We start from the raw sequence: 17,481 nt of genomic DNA, 5'->3' as shown, positions 1-17,481 counted from the left end.
GAATCGGCTGCGCGCAAAAAATGGAATGTGGCTTTGCCCTCAAGTGTAAAACGCATTACTGGCCGGATCACCCGTAAAAGTCTCAAAAACGGCCGTAAACGAAGATAAACAAAGGTTAATTATAGCGGCTGCGGCTCATGACGCCTGAGTGATGCGCCGCACCGCGCGCTGATAGGAACCGTTGCGCATCGACGCGCCCAGCACTTTGCCGAGGCCTGCAGCCCCCGTTCGCACCAGCCGCCGCCGCAACGCGCCCGGATGAAAGCCGAACTGCCGCTGCGCCCAATCGGGCAACAGATCGATGCCCGCCTGCATCACCACCCCGCCGAGCGGGCGCGCCAACGCGCTCGGCGCCGGCGCCTTCAGCAGAATGCGCGCCACCTCTTGGGTGCGTTCGTCACAGACCAGCTGCGGCCGCATCGCCTGCAGATAGTCGTCTACTTCCGCGCAGGACTGAGGGATAGCGGTCGCCCCCAGCGCGGCGGCCACGCGCGCCGCTTCGCGATAGTATTGATCCTGCAAATCGCGGGAAAGATGCGGGTTGCGGTAGCGCAGGTGGCTGGCCAGAAAACGGCTGCTCTCCGCCACGTGCACCCAGGTCAGCAGCGCCGGATCGCTGGCGGCATAGGGCGTGCCGTCGCTGCCGACGCCGGTCACCCGCAGGTGGATGGCTTTGACTTTGGCGATCAGCCGCTCCGCCTCGGCGGTCGGGCCGAAGGTGGTGACCGACACGAACTGGCTGGTGCGGCGCAGGCGGCCAATCATATCGTCGCGGAAGTTGGAGTGCTCCCATACGCCGGCCAGCGCCAACGGGTGCAGCATTTGCAACAGCAAGGCGCTGACGCCGCCGCACAGCATCGGGGTGAAATCGCGGTGTACCTGCCAGATGACAGACTGCGGGCCGAACAGCCCCGGATCGCCGGGCGGATTCTCAAAATCGACGCCGCCGAGCGCCAACCCGGTCAGGCTGAGCACCTGTTTTTCTATCGCTGCGCGTACCGCTTCCATCCTGCCGCCCTCTTGCTCATTCAGCGGCCAGTGTATCACGCGGCGAGCGCCTCATTGCGCCCTGCGGCGGTTGAAAGCTTTAACTTACTGAATTACAGTTGTTATACCGCTTGCAACCAGGCGGGCCTATTCGATCCACTGCAGAGGCGCTTTGCAGGGCGTTAACCCACGTTAATTCGGCACTAACCCCACAAAACCTCTATCTAGTTTCTTTTCCTTCAACTTAGATAGCAGAGAGTTCGATGATTACCATCAGAGCACGCGCGGCGGAAGACAACGCGCAATTGGCAGATATCTGGCTGCGTTCGGTGCGCGCCACTCACCACTTTTTAACCGAAGACAACATCGCACAACTGTTCCCGCTGGTGCTGAACGACTACCTGCCGGCGGTCAACGTTTGGGTGGCCGAAGAGCAGCCGGGGCATCCCTGCGGCTTTATCGGTCTGAACGGCAACAAGGTGGAGATGCTGTTTATCGATGCCGATCAGCGCGGCAAAGGCGTGGGCAAAGCGCTGCTGACCCACGCGGAAACGCTGCACGATGAGCTGCAGCTGGACGTGAACGAGCAAAATCCGCAGGCCAGCGGCTTCTACCGCCACTACGGTTTTGTCATCACCGGCCGCTCACCGCTCGACGGCCAGGGCAACCCGTTCCCGCTGCTGCACATGAAGCTGGAAAAACGCTAGTCCGCCCCCGCCGGCCGCCCTGCGGCCGGTTTTCTCCCCCTTCTCTCGCCCGCCGCCTAATATATCAAATCAGAATAAGTAATAGATTTTACATTCTTCCTGTCACTATCAACCCTCGGTAGGATTGCCCGGTATTCACCCGCAACAGAGGTTCCGTCCGTCACTTCCCGCCGGGTTGTGCCCCGCCGAAAAGCCGAACGATCCTTGTCCGGCGCGACGCGCCCCGGACGGAATGCTGTGATGTATCAATAAGGATCCGCTTCGCTATGATCGTTCTTTCGAACGTTTGCAAAACTTTTGACAGCGCACAGGGCCGCGTCGTGGCGGTTGACGACGTCAGCCTGGCGATAGAAGCCGGGCAAATTTACGGCATCATCGGCTACAGCGGCGCCGGCAAAAGCACGCTCATCCGCCTGCTTAACGGCCTGGAAACGCCCACCAGCGGCCGCATTGACGTAGGCGGCTTCGATATCGCCCGCGCCAAAGGCAGCCATCTGCGCCAGGCGCGCCTGAAAATCAGCATGGTGTTTCAGCACTTCAACCTGCTGTGGTCGCGCACCGTCAGCCAAAACATCGCTTTTTCCATGCAGATTGCCGGCGTGCCCAAGGCACAGATTGCGCCGCGCGTGGCGGAACTGATCGCGCTGGTCGGCCTGCAGGGGCGCGAAAACGCCTATCCGTCGCAACTCAGCGGCGGCCAGAAACAGCGCGTCGGCATCGCCCGCGCGCTGGCCAATAACCCGAGCGTGCTGCTGTGCGACGAGGCCACCTCGGCGCTCGATCCGCAAACCACCGACGCCATTCTCGACCTGCTGCTGGACATCAACCGCCAGCTGAAATTGACCATCGTGCTGATCACCCACGAGATGCACGTGGTGCGCAAAATCTGCCACCGCGTGGCGGTGATGGAAAACGGCCGCATCGTCGAAGAAGGCCCGGTGCTCGACGTGTTCACTCGACCACAGCAGCCGATCACCCGGCAGTTCGTCAAACAGGTGTCGCAGTATGCGGATACCGAAGAGAGCTTCAACCCGCTGCTCACCGCCCATCTGCCGGGGGCGATTTTCAAGCTGACCTTCGTGGGCGTGCAAACCCATCAGGCGGTGATCGCCGAAGTGATCCGGCGCTACGCCCTGACCATCAACATTCTGCACGGCAAGATCAGCCACACCCTCAACGGTTCGTTCGGCGAACTGTACATCCACGCCGAAGGCAACGAACAACAAGTCGCCGACATGCTCAGCCTGCTGCACGAAAGAGACATCGCCGTCGAGGTTATCCAACATGATTGAATCCCTGTTCCCCCACCTGCGTCTGGATCAACTGTGGGACGCCACCTGGGAAACGCTGTACATGACCGGCATCGCCGGTTTGGCCACGTTGGTGCTGGGCATCGTGCTCGGCGTGCTGCTGTTTTTAACTTCGAAGGGCCAGCTGTGGCAGAACCGGGCGGTCTACTCGCTGATCTCCGTGTTGGTCAACGTCTTCCGCTCCATTCCGTTCATCATTCTGATCGTGCTGCTGATCCCGTTCACCAAATCGCTGATCGGCACCATTCTCGGCGCGGACGCGGCCCTGCCGGCGCTGATCGTCGGCGCGGCGCCGTTCTACGCCCGGCTGGTGGAGATCGCGCTACGCGAGGTCGACAAAGGGGTGATCGAGGCGGCGCGCTCGATGGGCGCCAAAAACCGCACCCTGATTTTCCGCGTATTGCTGCCGGAGAGCTCGCCGGCGCTGGTTTCCGGCATCACCGTCACCCTGATCGCGCTGGTGAGCTACACCGCGATGGCCGGGGTGATCGGCGCCGGTGGCCTGGGCAACCTGGCCTATCTGGAAGGGTTCCAACGCAACCACAGTGACGTGACGCTGGTGGCGACGCTGACGATTCTGCTGATCGTTTTCGTCATTCAGTTCATCGGCGACACCCTGACAAGAACGCTCGATAAACGTTAATTAACCAAGGAAAACGATGATGAAAAAGCACCTACTGATGTTGGCTTTCGCCTCCGTCGCCACCCTCGCCTCTTTTGGCGCCACGGCAGCGACCAAGCTGGTGGTCGGCGCCTCCAACGTGCCGCACGCCGAGATCCTCGAACAGGCCAAACCGATACTGGCGAAGGAAGGCATCGATCTGCAGATCAAGCGCTTCCAGGACTACATCCTGCCGAACACCGCGCTGGCCAGCCACGACATCGACGCCAACTACTTCCAGCACGTGCCTTACCTGAACTCGGTGCTGAAAGACCACGCCGACGACAAGAGCTACGACTTCGTCAGCGCCGGCGCGATCCATATTGAGCCTATCGGCATCTACTCGAAGAAGTACAAGAGCCTGAAAGATCTGCCGGAAAACGGCAAAATCATCATGCGCGACGCGGTGGCGGAAGAAGGCCGCATCCTGTCAATCTTTGAACGGGAAGGCGTGATCAAGCTGAAGCCGGGGGTGAGCAAGGTGGACGCGCGCATCAGCGACGTGGTGGAAAACCCGAAACACCTGAAGTTCCAGGCCAACGTTGAGGGCGCGCTGCTGCCGCAAATGTACAACAACAACGAAGGTGACGCCGTGGTGATCAACGCCAACTACGCCATCGACGCCGGGCTGAATCCGACCAAAGATCCGATCGCGGTCGAAAGCGGCGAAAACAACCCGTACGCCAACATCATCACCGTGCACAAGGCCGACGTGAACAAACCGGAGATCGTGGCGCTGGTGAAAGTGCTGCACTCCAAGCCGATTCAAGACTTTATCCGCGAGAAGTACCAGGGCGCGGTGATCCCGGTCAACCAGTGACGCTGTATACGGCCCGGTAAAAACCGTAATGCTGGTCAGTTAGCGTTTTTATGCAGGCGTTCGTGAAATTTTCGGTCGATAAAAGTGAGATGCCCCATGTGGCTCCCACACCTCGACCGAGCCAGGGGCCGAAGGCGCGGCCCCTGGCAACCCGCGCCTTTGCCCTGTCAGACGGTTGGCTTTGCCAACTCCCCTCCCTCCGCCATAGCGCATTGAGGCCGGTTGCGACAGGCGTCCCTGCCTGTCTCACCTGAAACCGCCGTCCATGGCGGTTTCGCCTAATGCGCTACGTCTGCGTTCGGCGTCTTCAAGGGCGCCCAACACCGTGCTCATCTCCAACTTCTCTACCACAACCTCATAAGCGACAGATTTCCCGGTAGCTGCCAGCTCAGGTGTTGACCTTGGGCGCGCATCACCGGCTGCCGAGCAAGACGGCGTTGTCAGGGGCAACCGGCCAGGGAAGGCCGGTTGAGGCGAGACTAACAGGGACGTTTGTCGCAGCCGACCCGCCAGACAATGCAGGCGCGGCGAGGGTATCCGCATAGCGGACAGACGGTGTTAAGCAAAGGCGCGAGTGGAGGGGCCGCGCCATCGGCCCCTCCAATTGCCGTTCATGTTGGCCATAGAGAAATGCAGGACATTTACGGCAATTCCCCTGCACAGAACGCCCAGAAGCTGGATAAAAAAATGCCACTCAGGATTAACTGATCAGCATTGCGGTAAAAACCGGGCCTGTTTCTACACCTTATTGCCAATCTGGCTGAGCCGCGGCCACACCAGCATCAGCGCCTCCAGCAACCGCAACAGATCGTCCCGGCTTGCCCCTTCTCGCGCCTGCACCGACATGCCTTCAATGGTGCAAATCACGTATTTCGCCAGCAGCGCGGTATCGGTTTTCGCCAGCAGCTCGCCCTGTTGCACCTTGCGATCGAAGCAGGCCTTCAGCGCCGCTTCCTGCGCATGATGCTTTTTGCGCAGCATCTGGGCGACGTCGTCGGAAGCGGACGACAGCGCAGCGGAGGCGCACACCATAAAGCAGCCGGAGGGGGTATCGGGATCGGTGAAGACCTGAACCGAAGAACGCACGTAAGCCTCGACGATCTCGGCCACCGGCACATCCTGTTCCAACAGCTGGTTGGTGCAGGTGGTGTATTTTTGCAGATAGCGCTCCACCGCCGCGCGGAACATCCCTTCTTTGTTGCCGAACTCGGCATATAGCGTCGGCGCCTTGGCGCCGGTCACTTCCACCAGATCGGCCAGCGAGGTGGCTTCATACCCGTGCCGCCAGAACAGATCGAGTGCGCTTTCCAACGCCCGGTCGCGATCAAATTGTTTGGGTCTGCCACGGCTTTTCTTGCCGCAGACCGCTTCATTGATGCTCATCGTTCCTCTCCTATCCCGCTCCACAGCAGGCTTAGCACAAATAACTTAACGATCATTATAAAAAAATATTGCGCCCTCGTCGAGAACCGATTAGCATTTAGTTATCGATCGTTAATAAAAATTAGCGAAGCGGATTAAAACCCTCTATTGACCGTTATCGAAAAGGAATTAACATCATGAAAAGCTTAAAACTAACCTTAGCCGCCCTCACTCTGGCCAGCGTTTCCTTCGGCAGCTTCGCCGCCGATTTGGTCACTAGCCAACCGGCCGACCAGCAAAAAGTGGGCGTCATCACCGTCAGCGGCGCATCCGATTTGACCTCGCTGGAAAACAGCCTGGCCGCCAAAGCCGATCAGGCCGGCGCCAAATCCTTCCGCATCACCAGCGCCGGCGGCAACAACCAGCTGCATGGCACTGCAGAAATCTATCAATAACAAAGCATTAAGCCTGTGGACTGCATATCCTTATTGCTCACAACGCCAGGGCGTAAAAAAAATTAATTAACGAGCATTAAAAAAATACTTGCAATCCGTCAAACCGGCATCTAACATTAAATTATCGATCGTTAATTAATTTAACGACCTTACAAAACAAACATCGTAAAGAACACTGATAGGAAATAAGACCATGAAAAACCTGAAAATGACCATCGCAGCCATCGCACTGGCTTCCGCCTCCTTCGGCAGCTTCGCCGCCGAACTGGTTAACACGCAACCCGCCGACCTGCAAAAAGCCGGCGTCGTTACCGTCAGCGGCGCGTCCGACCTGAGCAGCCTGGAAAACAAACTGGCGGCCAAAGCCGACGCGGCGGGTGCCAAATCCTTCCAGATCATCGCCACTACCGGTGACAACAAACTGCACGGCACCGCGATCATCTACAATTAATGGCCGGATCGGCAATCGTGCAAAAGGGCGGCTCAGGCCGCCTTTTGTTTGCTTTAACGCCAACGTTCTGTTGTAAGCTGTAGCGACCTCTTCCCGCTGAGCCGAGCAACGCCATGACTCCCCTGCTGTTTCACAAATATCACGGTCTGGGCAACGACTACCTGGTATGCCACCGTTCGGTCGCCGATCGCCTGAGCCAGGAACAAATCCGCCTGCTGTGCCACCCGCATTACGGCATCGGTTCCGACGGCCTGCTGATCGACAGCGGCGACGCCGTCAATCCCACCCTGCGCATCATCAACCCGGACGGCTCCGAAGCGGAGAAAAGCGGCAACGGCTTGCGTATCTACGCGCGGTATCTGTTCGACAGCAAGCGCGTGGCGCATCAGCCGTTTCTGGTGCACACCGCCGGCGGCGACGTGCGTTGCCAGGTGGCGGAAGACGCGCATCAGATAACCGTGGAGATGGGGCGCGCCAATTTCAGCCCGGCGGCGCTGCCGGCCTTGATCGATCTGCCGGAGGCGCTGAACTATCCGCTGCCCCTGAAGGAGGAGACGTTAAGCGTTTCGCTGGTGTCGATGGGCAACCCGCACTGCGTGGTGCCGGTGGAAAAACTGGATCTGGCGCAGGTGCATCGGCTCGGACCGCAGATTGAGCTCCATCCGCTGTTCCCGAAACGCACCAATGTACAACTGGTGGAAGTGGTCGATCGCCAGACGCTGCGCATCGGCATCTGGGAGCGCGGCGCCGGCTTTACCCTCGCCTCCGGCAGCAGCAGCTGCGCCGCCGCCAGCGTGATGCGCAAGTTGGGACGAGTCGGCGAGCGGGTTAGTGTGCGGATGCCGGGCGGCGAACTGCAGATCGCCTTCAGCGGCGATTTTCAGGTCAGCATGCGCGGACCGGTGCATAAAATCGCCACCCTGACGCTGGACGAAGACTGCTTTGCCGGCGGCGCGGGGCTGTTTACGGGATCCACCCCAGCAGCCTGAACCACAGATAGTCCAACGGCACCAGCAGTGCGAAGCTGAGCGCGGCCAACAGCAGGCACAGCTTTAGCCCTTCGCGCGCCGGCACTTTGCCCATCCCCATCGCCACCACGATCGGCGAGGCCTGATACGGCAACAGCGGCGTGGCGTAACCGATCACCTGGGTCATCAGCACCGTCAGCAGCGGCAAGCCGCTGCCTGCGGACAACGCCTGCGCCAGCGGGGTAAACAGCGCCGGCACGCCGTTGGCGGTCACCACGAAATTCAACAGCGCGGTGATCCCCACCAGCGAACCGAATGCGGCAAACGGTTTGCCGTGCAGATCCGGCATCATCGCCAGCAGCGCGCCGCCCAACCGATCGCCGAGCCCCGAGTGGCTGACCAATGCAGTCAGCCCCAGGATCCCCGCCACGTAAATACAGGTGCGCACGTTGACCCCGGCGGCGAACTGCTCGCCGTTGAGAAAACCGATGCGCGGCAACAGGCAGAAGCAGGCCGCCGCCAACCCTATCCAGGCGGGGGCGATGCCGTGCCAGCTGTCGGTCATCCACAACAGTACCGTAATGCCCAACAGCGCGATCAGCCGCCACTCGGCGGCACTGAGCGGCGTTTGCCCCGCCTCGGTCGCCACCGGCTGCGGCCGCGCACGGAACAGGCCGCAGATGCACAACGTCAACAATGCGCCTTTGGCCACCCCGAGCACCGGGGCATGCAACAGCAGATAAGAGAGATAGGCGAAGTGGCTGCCGTAGGCGCTTTCTGCCGCGCCGCTCATCACCAGGTTAGGCACGTTGGCCGGCAGGATGCTGGCGGAAAGCTGGAAGGTGCCGAACCCCACCGCCAGCGCCAAACCGATGCGGCCGCGCGAACCTTCAGTCAGACCGGCGCGCTCGGCCAACGCCATGACGATCGGCATCAGCAGCGTAATCCGCCCCATGTTGGAGGGCATGACAAACGCCAACGCGTAGCTTATCGCCACCACGCCGCCCACCAGGCGCGGCCAGGAACCGGCCAGATGCGGCAAGAGTCGGTTGGCCAGGCGATCCGCCAAGCCGGTGCTGCGGATGGCGGTGCCCAACACGAAACCGCTGAGCACCAGCCAGAATGCGGAAGACGCGAAACCGGAAAAGGTCACCGCGGCGGGTGCCAGCTGCAATACCATCACCGCCGCAAAGAACAGCAACGCGACCAAATACTCCGGCAAACGGGCGCTGGCCCATAGCGCGATGACCACCAGCGTGACCAGCGCAGACAGCGCCATGGGATCCCCCAACATAATTCTCCTCCCTGATAAAACGTTGTGATTGTTATCAAACGGTTAACAGGGTGACACAAGGCGCGGGCGTTAACCTTGAAACCGCTCACATATCGTCGTTCTGCAGATTTTTCAGCATGCACACATTGCAGCCGTGGTGGCCGGTATTGCCGCGCCGTTCCGTCAGCAGCGTGAAACCCAGCGCGTAATACAACCCGATCGCCTCTTTCAATTGTTCGGTGGTTTCCAGATAGCAATAGCGATACCCTGCCGCCCGGGCCGCCTTCAGCGCCTGCACCACCATATAGCGCGCCATGCCCAACCCGCGCGCGCCGGGTTTGAAGAACAGTTTCTGCAGCTCGCAATAGCCGGGCTCTTCGCCGGCCAGCGGCGCCATGCCGACGCCCCCCACCACCTGCCCGTCCCGCTCCAGCACCCAGTAGCGGCCGCCGTTGTCGCGATACAGGCCGGTCAGCCGATCGAGATCGGGATCGTGCAGGCTGACGCCTTCCATCTTGTCCATGCCGTACTCGCGAAACACCTCGCGAATGATCGCCGCCATCGCCGCATCGTCGCGCTCGGCGATCGGCCGCACCCGCAGATTGGCGTCGCGCTGTTTGCGTGCGCTCCGCAGCGCCGCGGTCATCTTTTTCATCGCCGCAGTGGTGCTCGCCAGCTCATCGTCATCCAACTGCGCCAGCGCCGCCTGCATAAAACCGTCGGCGTCGCTCTCGATGCCGGCCAGCGCCTTGCCGCCCTGTTTACTCAGCCGATGCAGGTTGTGCCGCCTGTCATCCGGATGATCCACCGTTTCTATCACGCCGGCGGCCACCAGGCTGCGCAGCGCCCGGCTGGCGCTGGCCTTGTCGATGCACAGCCGGGCCGCCAGCTCGGTGACGCCCAGCGGCTGCTCGCTGACTTCGATCATCAGATGGATCTGCAGCGGCGAAAAGCGCGAGCCGTTGCTCTGCTTGTTCAACATGCCGAATTCTCTGACCAAATTGCGCGCCAATGCTCTGAAATCCCTGATGTTCACAATTGATATCCCCAATTAGCTACCGATAAAAAATGAGATTTAGTTGATAGTGTTACCTAATTCTCACTACCTTAACGGATCATCAAACCGCCATGAACCCCGGTATAACAGAGGAGCTGATGCAAAACGTTACATTACCCAATACAGTAAACTGATTAATTCAAAAAAATCAGAATAAAAATTCATTAATTTAATGTTGATAAAACAATAAACCAGTTAAAAAACATACAATCGTGAAAAAATCTGCGGATAAGAGAAAAAATCGATATCAATCCATTGCATTACAATAGGTTACAACAATGTTAATAGCGGCATTAATGCCGATATTTTGTTGTAATTTGTTACATATTCATGGCAGGATCGCGGCGCTTCCATAACAGCGACAACGCTCGTTATGGAAACATCGGGCGCGGGTTGCTCCCGCGCCGTTTTATGCTCATGGAGAGATCGCATGCCAATGAAAAAATCACTCGCCGTCTGTTCCGTCGCCCTTTCCGTCACTTTGCTAGCGGGCTGCGCGACCGAATCCTCCCGCTCTTTGGAAGTGCCGAAAGTGGCTTCCTACAACACCACTTATCAGGGCCCACGCAGCCCTATCGCCGTCGGTAAATTCGACAACCGCTCCAGCTACATGAATGGCATCTTCTCCGATGGCGTCGATCGGCTGGGCAATCAGTCCAAGACTATCCTGATCACGCATTTGCAGCAGACTGGCCGTTTCAACGTGCTGGATCGCGCCAACATGGAAGAGTTGAAAACTGAAGCCGGCATTAAAGGGAAAGCACAAACGCTGAAAGGCGCCAACTATGTGATTACCGGCGATGTCACTGAATTCGGCCGCAAAGAAGTCGGCGATCATCAGCTGTGGGGCATTTTGGGCCGTGGTAAATCACAGGTCGCTTACGCCAAAGTTAATCTGAACGTCGTGAACGTACAGACCTCAGAAGTCGTCTATTCCTCTCAGGGCGCTGGTGAATACGAACTGTCCAATCGCGAAATCATCGGTTTCGGGGGCACCGCCAGCTACGACTCCACCCTTAACGGCAAGGTGCTGGATCTGGCCGTGCGTGAAGCCGTCAATAACCTGGTTACCGGTCTCGAAAACGGCGCATGGCGCCCTGCTAACTAACGGACTAGAAGCAGAAAGATGATAACTAAAAAAATGGGCGGGGCGCTGTTTGCAGCGACCCTGTTGGCCGGCTGCGCCGCGCCGAAAACGCTTTACAATTGGGATGGCTACCAAACTTCTCTTTATCAATACTACCAGCAGGATGGGCAAAGCCCTGAGCAGCAGATCGCTACGCTGAAAGAGATCGTCGAGAAATCCCGCGCCAAGGATAAAGCCGTACCGCCGGGGCTGCATGCGCAACTGGGGCTGCTGTACAGCAAAACCGGCAACGACGGACAAGCCATGAGTGAATTCAACACGGAAAAAGCGCTGTTCCCGGAATCGGCACCGTTTATGAATTTCCTGATGGCCAAGGATAAGGGGAGCTTTAAATGAAGCGTGTACTCACTTTCCTCAGCGTTACCGCCATCCTGTTGCTGAGCGGCTGTGCCAAGCAAACGCCTTATGACTATGCGGCATTCCATGAGAGCAAGCCGAAGTCGATCCTGGTCTTGCCGCCGGTTAATCAGTCGCCGGATGTCAAAGCCAGCCACAGCGTGCTCGCCAGTGCAACCTTACCGCTGGCCGAGGCCGGTTACTATGTGCTGCCGGTCGCTGTAGTGGAGGAAACCTTCCTGCAAAACGGTCTAACCAACGCCAACGACATCCGCGCCGTCAGTCCGAAAAAACTGCACCAGATTTTCGGCGCCGACACCGTGCTGTACCTGGATGTCACGCAATACGGGACCAGCTACATGGTAATCAGCAGCGAAACTCGCGTTACCGTAGCCGCTCGCCTGGTTGACCTGCGCAACGGCAAACAGCTGTGGGCCGGCACCGCCACCGCATCCAGCAACGAAGGCAACAACAATTCAGGTGGCCTGCTGGGCATGGTGATCAGCGCCGCGATTTCACAAATCGCGGATACCATCAGCGACAAAGGGTTCGACATTGGCGCCATCGCCAACACTCGCCTCCTGTCGGCAACAGGTCAGAACGGCGCCATTCTTTATGGCCCGCGCTCACCTCATTACGCCAGCCAGCGTTAAGCAGTCTCTCGGGCGGCCTTCTCGGGCCGCCTATGCCAAACTTGTCCCTTTTGCCAAAAGTAGCCCATGCTTTAACTGCTCCTTTCCTTCTGGCTAACCGGGACGCTGGCTCATGACGAAAAAAACCACCCTGCTGCAATTCTTCCACTGGTACTACCCCGACGGCGGCAAACTGTGGCAGGAGGCCGCCGAACGCGCCCCGCACCTCGCCGAACTGGGCATTACCGATCTGTGGCTGCCGCCCGCCTACAAAGGTGCTTCCGGCGGTTACTCCGTCGGTTACGACACCTACGATCTGTTCGATCTGGGCGAGTTTGACCAGAAAGGCAGCGTGGCCACCAAATACGGCGACAAGGCGGCGCTCGAACACGCCGCCACTGCGCTGCGCGAACACGGCGTGGGGGTGCTCTACGACGTGGTGTTCAACCACAAGCTCGGCGCGGACGAGAAAGAACGGGTGCACGTGTTCAAGGTGGACGCCAACAACCGCAACGACATTGACGACCAGGGCTTCGACGCGCTGGCCTATACCCGCTTTACCTTCCCCGGCCGCCAGGGCGCGCATTCCGAGTTTATCTGGGATTACAAATGCTTCAGCGGCGTCGATTACGTTGAGCAGCCGGACGATAAAGGGGTGTTTAAAATCGCCAACGACTACGGCGACGACGGCTGGAACGATCAGGTCGACGACGAGAAAGGCAACTACGACTACCTGATGGGCGCCGACGTGGAGTTCCGCAATACCGCCGTGACGGAGGAGCTCAAATACTGGGCGCGCTGGCTGCTGGACACGCTGCCGTGCGACGGCTTCCGCCTCGACGCCGCCAAACACATTCCCGCCTGGTTCTTCAAAGAGTGGGCGGATCACGTGCGCGACAGCGCGCAGCGCGATCTGTTTATCGTCGCCGAATACTGGTCGCACGATCTCAGCGCGCTGCAACAATACATCGAGTTGGTGGACGGCAAAGTAATGCTGTTCGACGTGGCGCTGCACCTGAAGTTTCATCAGGCGTCAAAACAGGGCGACGGCTTCGACATGGCGCAGATCTTCACCGATACCCTGACCGCCGCCGATCCGGCCCACGCGGTGACGCTGGTCGCCAACCACGATACCCAGCCGCTGCAATCGCTGGAGGCGCCGGTGGAACCCTGGTTCAAACCGCTGGCCTACGCGCTGATCCTGCTGCGCGAACAGGGCGTGCCCTGCGTGTTTTACCCCGACCTTTATGGCGCCAGTTACCGCGATAAAGGGCGTGACGGCGGCGAGTACCAGATTGACATGCCGGCGATCCCAGAGCTGGAGAAGCTGATTGCCGCCCGCCAGCGCTTCGCCAACGGCCCGCAAACCGACTACTTCGACGACAGCCACTGCGTGGCCTTCAGCCGCGCCGGCACCGCCGACGCCCCCGGCTGCGTGGTGGTGTTGACCAACGGCGGCGAAAGCGGCAAGACGGTCGCGCTCGGCGCCGATCTGGCGCGCACCGCCTGGCGCGATTTCCTCGGTAACCGCCAGGAGGAAATCACCACCGACGACCAGGGCAGCGCCCATTTCCCGGTCAACGCCGGCAGCGTCAGCGTCTGGGTGCCGACAGGCAGCCTGTGAACGCCCGCCGCCGCGCAATGATGCCGCGGCGGCAAAACTAATGTTTGCCTTTCGGGTCTAACTTACGCTATCAACTGCGCAAGCCATTCACACCGGAGCCTAAATAGGGTACAAGGCTGCATGAAAATTCCAAAACGACTCCAGCCGCTGGTGGATGACGGATTAATCGACGAAGTCATCCGCCGTTTGAAAAGCGGCAAAGAAGCCGACGTGTTTATCGTGCGCTGCGGCGATGAGATCCGCTGCGCCAAAGTGTACAAAGAAGCCGAGAAGCGCAACTTCAAGCAGGCCGTGCACTACCAGGAAGGGCGCAAGGTGCGCAACAGCCGCGACGCGCGCGCCATGAGCAAAGGCTCCAAATTCGGCCGTCAGCAACAGGAAGAAGCCTGGCAGAACACCGAAGTGGACGCGCTGTATCTGCTGGCCAGGGCCGGGGTGCGGGTGCCGCAGCCGGACATCTGCCTGGACGGCGTGCTGCTGATGGAGCTGATCACCGACGAGGAAGGCCTGGTGGCGCCGCGTCTGAGCGATGTCATCCTGACGCCGGAACAGGCGCGCGCCGATCATGCTCTGATGATGAACTACGCGGTGCGCATGCTGTGCGCCGGCTTGGTGCACGGCGATCTGTCGGAATTCAACGTGCTGATGGATAAAGACGGGCCGGTGATCATCGATCTGCCGCAGGTGGTGGACGCCGCCGCCAACAACCACGCCAAAAGCATGTTCGAGCGCGATATCGACAATCTGGCGGAATATTACGGCCAATTTGCGCCGGAGCTGCGCGACAGCCAATATGCCAAAGAGATCTGGGCGCTGTATCAGGAAGGCACGCTGACGCCGGACAGCATCCTCAGCGGCCGATTCAGCGAAATCCAGAAGCGCGCCGACGTCGGCTCGGTGCTGGAAGAGATCCAGGCCGCCAGCGAGGAACATCAGCGCCGCCTCATGGCGCGCAACGCGGAAGAGTAACGCCCGCGCTACTCGACGCGAAACACGTCCGGCCGCTGCGGGGTCGCGGCTTCGTGATAGATATCCCCCAGATAGCCGGCGATCTCCTCTTCGCGCAGATCCGCCGGCAACACGATATCGTAGCTGGGGGCATATTTGCGCTCCGGCAGCGTCACGCGGAACAGCCGCCATTCGTCCCCGATACGCTTCACGCCTACCAGGCGGCCGAACACGTTAAAAATCATCATCCGCCATTCCCCTTTTCGTCGCTTTCAGGCTATAACACTGTGATGCCGCCGCAGTGAAAAGGAAAGCGCATGAGTGAAAAAACGCCCCAGTTCTGGCGCGACCCGCAGTTGCCTTTTGTCGAAGCGCGCGCCATCAATGATGGCCGCAAAGTGTGCTACAGCCTGCACAGCCACGAATTCTTTTCCATCGGCGCCATCACCGGCGGCGTCAGCACCTATGTCAACGGCGAGCGGCGCATGCAGGTCGGCGCCGGCGATGTGGTGATCATCAATCCGCAGCAGGCGCATGCCTGCAACCCGATCGCCGACCGCCGTTGGTCATACATCATGTTCTATCTCGATCTCGCCTGGCTCGGCGCGCTGCAGCAGGAAATGATGGGCGGCGACGGCGACCGCTTTGTCCCCTTCAGCCGGCCGCTCAGCCGCGATCCGGCGCTGTTCAACGGGCTGAACCAACTGTACGCGCTGCTGACGAACGCGCAGTGCGGCGCGCTGGAAAAACAGATCGCCCTGGTGGAGTATTTCAGCGCCCTGCAGCTCGCGCTGGGCAGCGGCCGCCAGCCGGAGACGCCTCCGCACCCCCGACTGGAAGCGGCGGCGGCGTTTATCGACGCGCACTGCACTCAGTCGCTGACGCTGGAAGACATTTGCCACGCCGCCGCGCTCTCGCCCTCCTACCTGATCCGCGCCTTCCGCCAGCGCTACGGCATGACGCCGCACGCCTATCTGGTCAATCGCCGCGTGCAGCACGGCCATCGGCTATTGAAAAGCGGCCTGCCGATCGCCGCGGCCGCCAGCGAAAGCGGCTTTGCCGATCAGGCGCACTTCCAGCGCACCTTCAAACAGCTGCTGGCCGCCACGCCCGGTCAGTATCAAAAACCCTCCGCCAACAGATAGCAGGCGCTGGCCGCCAGCAACGCCGCCATCACGCGATTGAAGCGTTGTACGTTGCGCGCCTGCCTGAGCAGGCCGCGCAACATCGCGCCAACGTAAGCCCAGCAAGCCACCGAAGCATAGCAAATCACGAAGTAGAGCCCGGCGAACTGCCACAGCAGCCGGATGTCGCCGTCGCCGACAAACGCCCCGAGGCTGGCCACCGACGCCAGCCATGCCTTGGGGTTCAGCCATTGCATCAGCGCGCCGTACCAACAGGAAGGCGCCTGCGCCTCGCCGTTGCCCAGCCTGCCGTCGTCAAACGCCAGCCGGTAGGCCATAAACAGCAGGAAGGCCACGCCGGCCCATTGGATCAAGCGGGTCAACGCCGGCCACAGGATCAGCAGTTGGTGCATGCCCAAACCCAGCAGCACCAGCAACAGGGTAAACCCCAGCGTGGCGCCGAACACGTGACGCTGGGTCGCGCCAAAGCCGAACTGCGCCCCGGCGCTCAATGCGACGATGTTGACCGGGCCGGGCGTGATGGAGGCCGCCAGCGCAAATGCGGCCATGGAAAGGTAGATATTATTCATGAGGGCACCTGAGGAAAAATTCACAGGCGCCAGAATGCCGGGCCGCGCCGACAACGTATTGAACAGAATTGCCCTGTTAGGTTTAGCGCACCGCGACGGCCCGTCGGCGCGGCAACCCGAAGGTATTGACCGCCATGCCGGCCAGCACCAGCAACGCGCCGCCGAACTGCGCCGGCGACAGCGCTTCGTCCAGCAGCAGCCAGGCGGCGAACAGCCCGACCAGCGGCACCAGCAGCGTCAGCGGCGCGACGCGCCAGGTTTCGTAGCGCCCCAGCAGGCTGCCCCACACCGAATAACCGAACAGCGTGGCGGCGAACGCCAGATAGGCAACCGCCAGCCAGGTGCCGACCTGCACATGGCTCAGGCTGGCCAGCACCGCCTGCGGGCCGTCGAACAGCCAGCTGCAAATCAGGAACGGCAGTACCGGGATCGGCGCGCTCCACACCACCAGCGACAAAATGTTGCGCTGCGGGAAACCGGCCAGGATCTTCTTGTTGGTCAGGTTGCCCAGCGCCCAGGAGAACGCCGCCGCCAGGGTCAGCAGCAGGCCCGCCAGGGGGACCGCGCCGCTGCCCGGCTTATGCAGGCTGGCCTGCGCCAGCGCCAGCATGCCGCCGCTGGCGATGGCGATGCCGACGAAATGATTCACGCGCAGCTTTTCGCCCATCAGCACGACGCCTAACAGCAGGGTGAAGAACACCTGCGCCTGCAACACCAGCGAGGCCAACCCCGCCGGCATGCCCACCTTGATGGCGACAAACAGAAAGGCAAACTGCGCGAAGCTCATGGTCATGCCGTAGAGCAACAGCCATTTCCACGGGATGGTCGGGCGCGGGATAAAGAAGATCGCCGGCAACGCCACCAGTAAAAAACGCATCCCGGCCAACAGGAACGGCGGCATCCCCTGCAGGCCGAACTTGATTACCACGAAATTCACGCCCCAGATCACCACCACCAACAGCGCCAACAGCCGATCGCGCAATGTCATCCTCGCCCCGCTTATCCCATTGAAAATTCGCTTTGCCTTGC

General features: G+C 60.3%; 20 protein-coding genes. 13 read left to right on the top strand and 7 right to left on the bottom strand.

The genetic code is table 11. From position 1 onward, the window contains the following. Window positions 1-135: 135 nt before the first annotated feature. On the bottom strand, window positions 136-1,008 hold the full coding sequence (locus tag CPH57_RS03635; protein ID WP_033642319.1) for an oxygenase MpaB family protein: 873 nt from the start codon (window positions 1,006-1,008) through the stop codon (window positions 136-138). Window positions 1,009-1,250: 242 nt separating this feature from the next. On the opposite strand from CPH57_RS03635, the gene CPH57_RS03630 reads away from it, so the two are divergent. From CPH57_RS03630 to CPH57_RS03615, 4 genes are all read left to right on the top strand, one after another. Next, a complete protein-coding gene (locus tag CPH57_RS03630; protein WP_033642318.1) occupies window positions 1,251-1,694 on the top strand; it encodes an acetyltransferase in 444 nt (147 codons plus the stop codon). Window positions 1,695-1,960: 266 nt separating this feature from the next. Next, window positions 1,961-2,986, top strand: a complete 1,026-nt coding sequence (locus tag CPH57_RS03625; protein ID WP_096242045.1) for a methionine ABC transporter ATP-binding protein — start codon at window positions 1,961-1,963, stop codon at window positions 2,984-2,986. Next, complete coding sequence (locus CPH57_RS03620) at window positions 2,979-3,647, top strand: methionine ABC transporter permease (protein ID WP_033637581.1); 669 nt, start codon at window positions 2,979-2,981, stop codon at window positions 3,645-3,647. Before CPH57_RS03625 ends, CPH57_RS03620 begins: the two co-directional genes overlap by 8 nt. 19 nt (window positions 3,648-3,666) lie before the next feature. Beyond that, window positions 3,667-4,485, top strand: coding sequence for a MetQ/NlpA family ABC transporter substrate-binding protein (locus tag CPH57_RS03615; RefSeq protein WP_096242044.1), 819 nt, complete (start codon window positions 3,667-3,669; stop codon window positions 4,483-4,485). A 738-nt stretch (window positions 4,486-5,223) separates the two neighbouring features. On the opposite strand, the gene CPH57_RS03610 is transcribed toward CPH57_RS03615, so the two are convergent. After that, on the bottom strand, window positions 5,224-5,868 hold the full coding sequence (locus CPH57_RS03610; protein WP_033642313.1) for a TetR/AcrR family transcriptional regulator: 645 nt from the start codon (window positions 5,866-5,868) through the stop codon (window positions 5,224-5,226). A gap of 176 nt (window positions 5,869-6,044) precedes the next feature. Here CPH57_RS03610 and CPH57_RS03605 point away from each other — a divergent pair, with 176 nt between their 5' ends. The 3 genes from CPH57_RS03605 to dapF all read left to right on the top strand — a co-directional run bounded on the left by CPH57_RS03605 (window position 6,045) and on the right by dapF (window position 7,742). Further along, window positions 6,045-6,302, top strand: a complete 258-nt coding sequence (locus CPH57_RS03605) for a DUF1471 domain-containing protein (protein ID WP_033642312.1) — start codon at window positions 6,045-6,047, stop codon at window positions 6,300-6,302. A 193-nt stretch (window positions 6,303-6,495) separates the two neighbouring features. Further along, window positions 6,496-6,753, top strand: a complete 258-nt coding sequence (locus CPH57_RS03600; RefSeq protein ID WP_033642311.1) for a YdgH/BhsA/McbA-like domain containing protein — start codon at window positions 6,496-6,498, stop codon at window positions 6,751-6,753. Window positions 6,754-6,866: 113 nt separating this feature from the next. After that, window positions 6,867-7,742 (top strand): diaminopimelate epimerase, encoded by an 876-nt coding sequence (gene dapF / locus CPH57_RS03595; protein ID WP_046686637.1) that lies wholly within the window; start codon window positions 6,867-6,869, stop codon window positions 7,740-7,742. Here dapF and CPH57_RS03590 read toward each other — a convergent pair. Both CPH57_RS03590 and CPH57_RS03585 read right to left on the bottom strand, forming a co-directional pair. Then, complete coding sequence (locus tag CPH57_RS03590; RefSeq protein WP_046686636.1) at window positions 7,717-9,015, bottom strand: SLC13 family permease; 1,299 nt, start codon at window positions 9,013-9,015, stop codon at window positions 7,717-7,719. The genes dapF and CPH57_RS03590 overlap by 26 nt on opposite strands. Window positions 9,016-9,100: 85 nt before the next feature. Continuing rightward, window positions 9,101-10,006: a helix-turn-helix domain-containing GNAT family N-acetyltransferase gene (locus tag CPH57_RS03585; protein WP_033642308.1), complete on the bottom strand. Its 906-nt coding sequence runs from the start codon at window positions 10,004-10,006 to the stop codon at window positions 9,101-9,103. Between the two features lie 481 nt (window positions 10,007-10,487). Here CPH57_RS03585 and CPH57_RS03580 point away from each other — a divergent pair, with 481 nt between their 5' ends. The 5 genes from CPH57_RS03580 (at window position 10,488) to CPH57_RS03560 (ending at window position 14,759) form a co-directional block, all read left to right on the top strand. Next, the gene (locus CPH57_RS03580) at window positions 10,488-11,159 is read left to right on the top strand and encodes a CsgG/HfaB family protein (protein WP_033642307.1); all 672 of its coding nucleotides are present in this window, start codon (window positions 10,488-10,490) and stop codon (window positions 11,157-11,159) included. An 18-nt stretch (window positions 11,160-11,177) separates the two neighbouring features. Next, entirely contained in the window at window positions 11,178-11,534 is a 357-nt protein-coding gene (locus CPH57_RS03575) for a DUF4810 domain-containing protein (protein ID WP_047572235.1), read from the top strand. Continuing rightward, the gene (locus CPH57_RS03570) at window positions 11,531-12,187 is read left to right on the top strand and encodes a DUF799 domain-containing protein (protein WP_033642306.1); all 657 of its coding nucleotides are present in this window, start codon (window positions 11,531-11,533) and stop codon (window positions 12,185-12,187) included. The genes CPH57_RS03575 and CPH57_RS03570 overlap by 4 nt, the downstream gene beginning before the upstream one ends. Before the next feature lie 112 nt (window positions 12,188-12,299). Next, window positions 12,300-13,790 carry an alpha-amylase gene (gene amyA / locus CPH57_RS03565; protein WP_033642305.1) on the top strand — a complete coding sequence of 497 codons (1,491 nt, stop codon included), beginning with the start codon at window positions 12,300-12,302 and terminating at the stop codon, window positions 13,788-13,790. 120 nt (window positions 13,791-13,910) lie between these two features. After that, entirely contained in the window at window positions 13,911-14,759 is an 849-nt protein-coding gene (locus CPH57_RS03560) for a PA4780 family RIO1-like protein kinase (RefSeq protein WP_096242043.1), read from the top strand. 8 nt (window positions 14,760-14,767) lie between these two features. Here the strand turns inward: CPH57_RS03560 and CPH57_RS03555 are convergent, their stop codons facing one another. After that, window positions 14,768-14,986, bottom strand: coding sequence for a hypothetical protein (locus tag CPH57_RS03555; RefSeq protein ID WP_033642303.1), 219 nt, complete (start codon window positions 14,984-14,986; stop codon window positions 14,768-14,770). 69 nt (window positions 14,987-15,055) lie between these two features. Here CPH57_RS03555 and CPH57_RS03550 point away from each other — a divergent pair, with 69 nt between their 5' ends. Then, on the top strand, window positions 15,056-15,883 hold the full coding sequence (locus tag CPH57_RS03550; protein WP_033642302.1) for an AraC family transcriptional regulator: 828 nt from the start codon (window positions 15,056-15,058) through the stop codon (window positions 15,881-15,883). On the opposite strand, the gene CPH57_RS03545 is transcribed toward CPH57_RS03550, so the two are convergent. Beyond that, window positions 15,859-16,452 (bottom strand): LysE family translocator, encoded by a 594-nt coding sequence (locus CPH57_RS03545; protein ID WP_096242042.1) that lies wholly within the window; start codon window positions 16,450-16,452, stop codon window positions 15,859-15,861. The two genes, CPH57_RS03550 and CPH57_RS03545, sit on opposite strands and share 25 nt — an antisense overlap. 82 nt (window positions 16,453-16,534) lie before the next feature. After that, window positions 16,535-17,440, bottom strand: coding sequence for an EamA family transporter (locus tag CPH57_RS03540; RefSeq protein WP_033642300.1), 906 nt, complete (start codon window positions 17,438-17,440; stop codon window positions 16,535-16,537). Between the last annotated feature and the right edge of the window lie 41 nt (window positions 17,441-17,481).

Source organism: Serratia sp. JKS000199 (genome assembly GCF_900215455.1).
Taxonomy (GTDB): Bacteria; Pseudomonadota; Gammaproteobacteria; order Enterobacterales; family Enterobacteriaceae; genus Serratia; species Serratia ureilytica.
The sequence above is the reverse complement of the archived record's forward strand: the minus strand, read 5'-3'. Positions and strand labels throughout refer to the sequence as shown.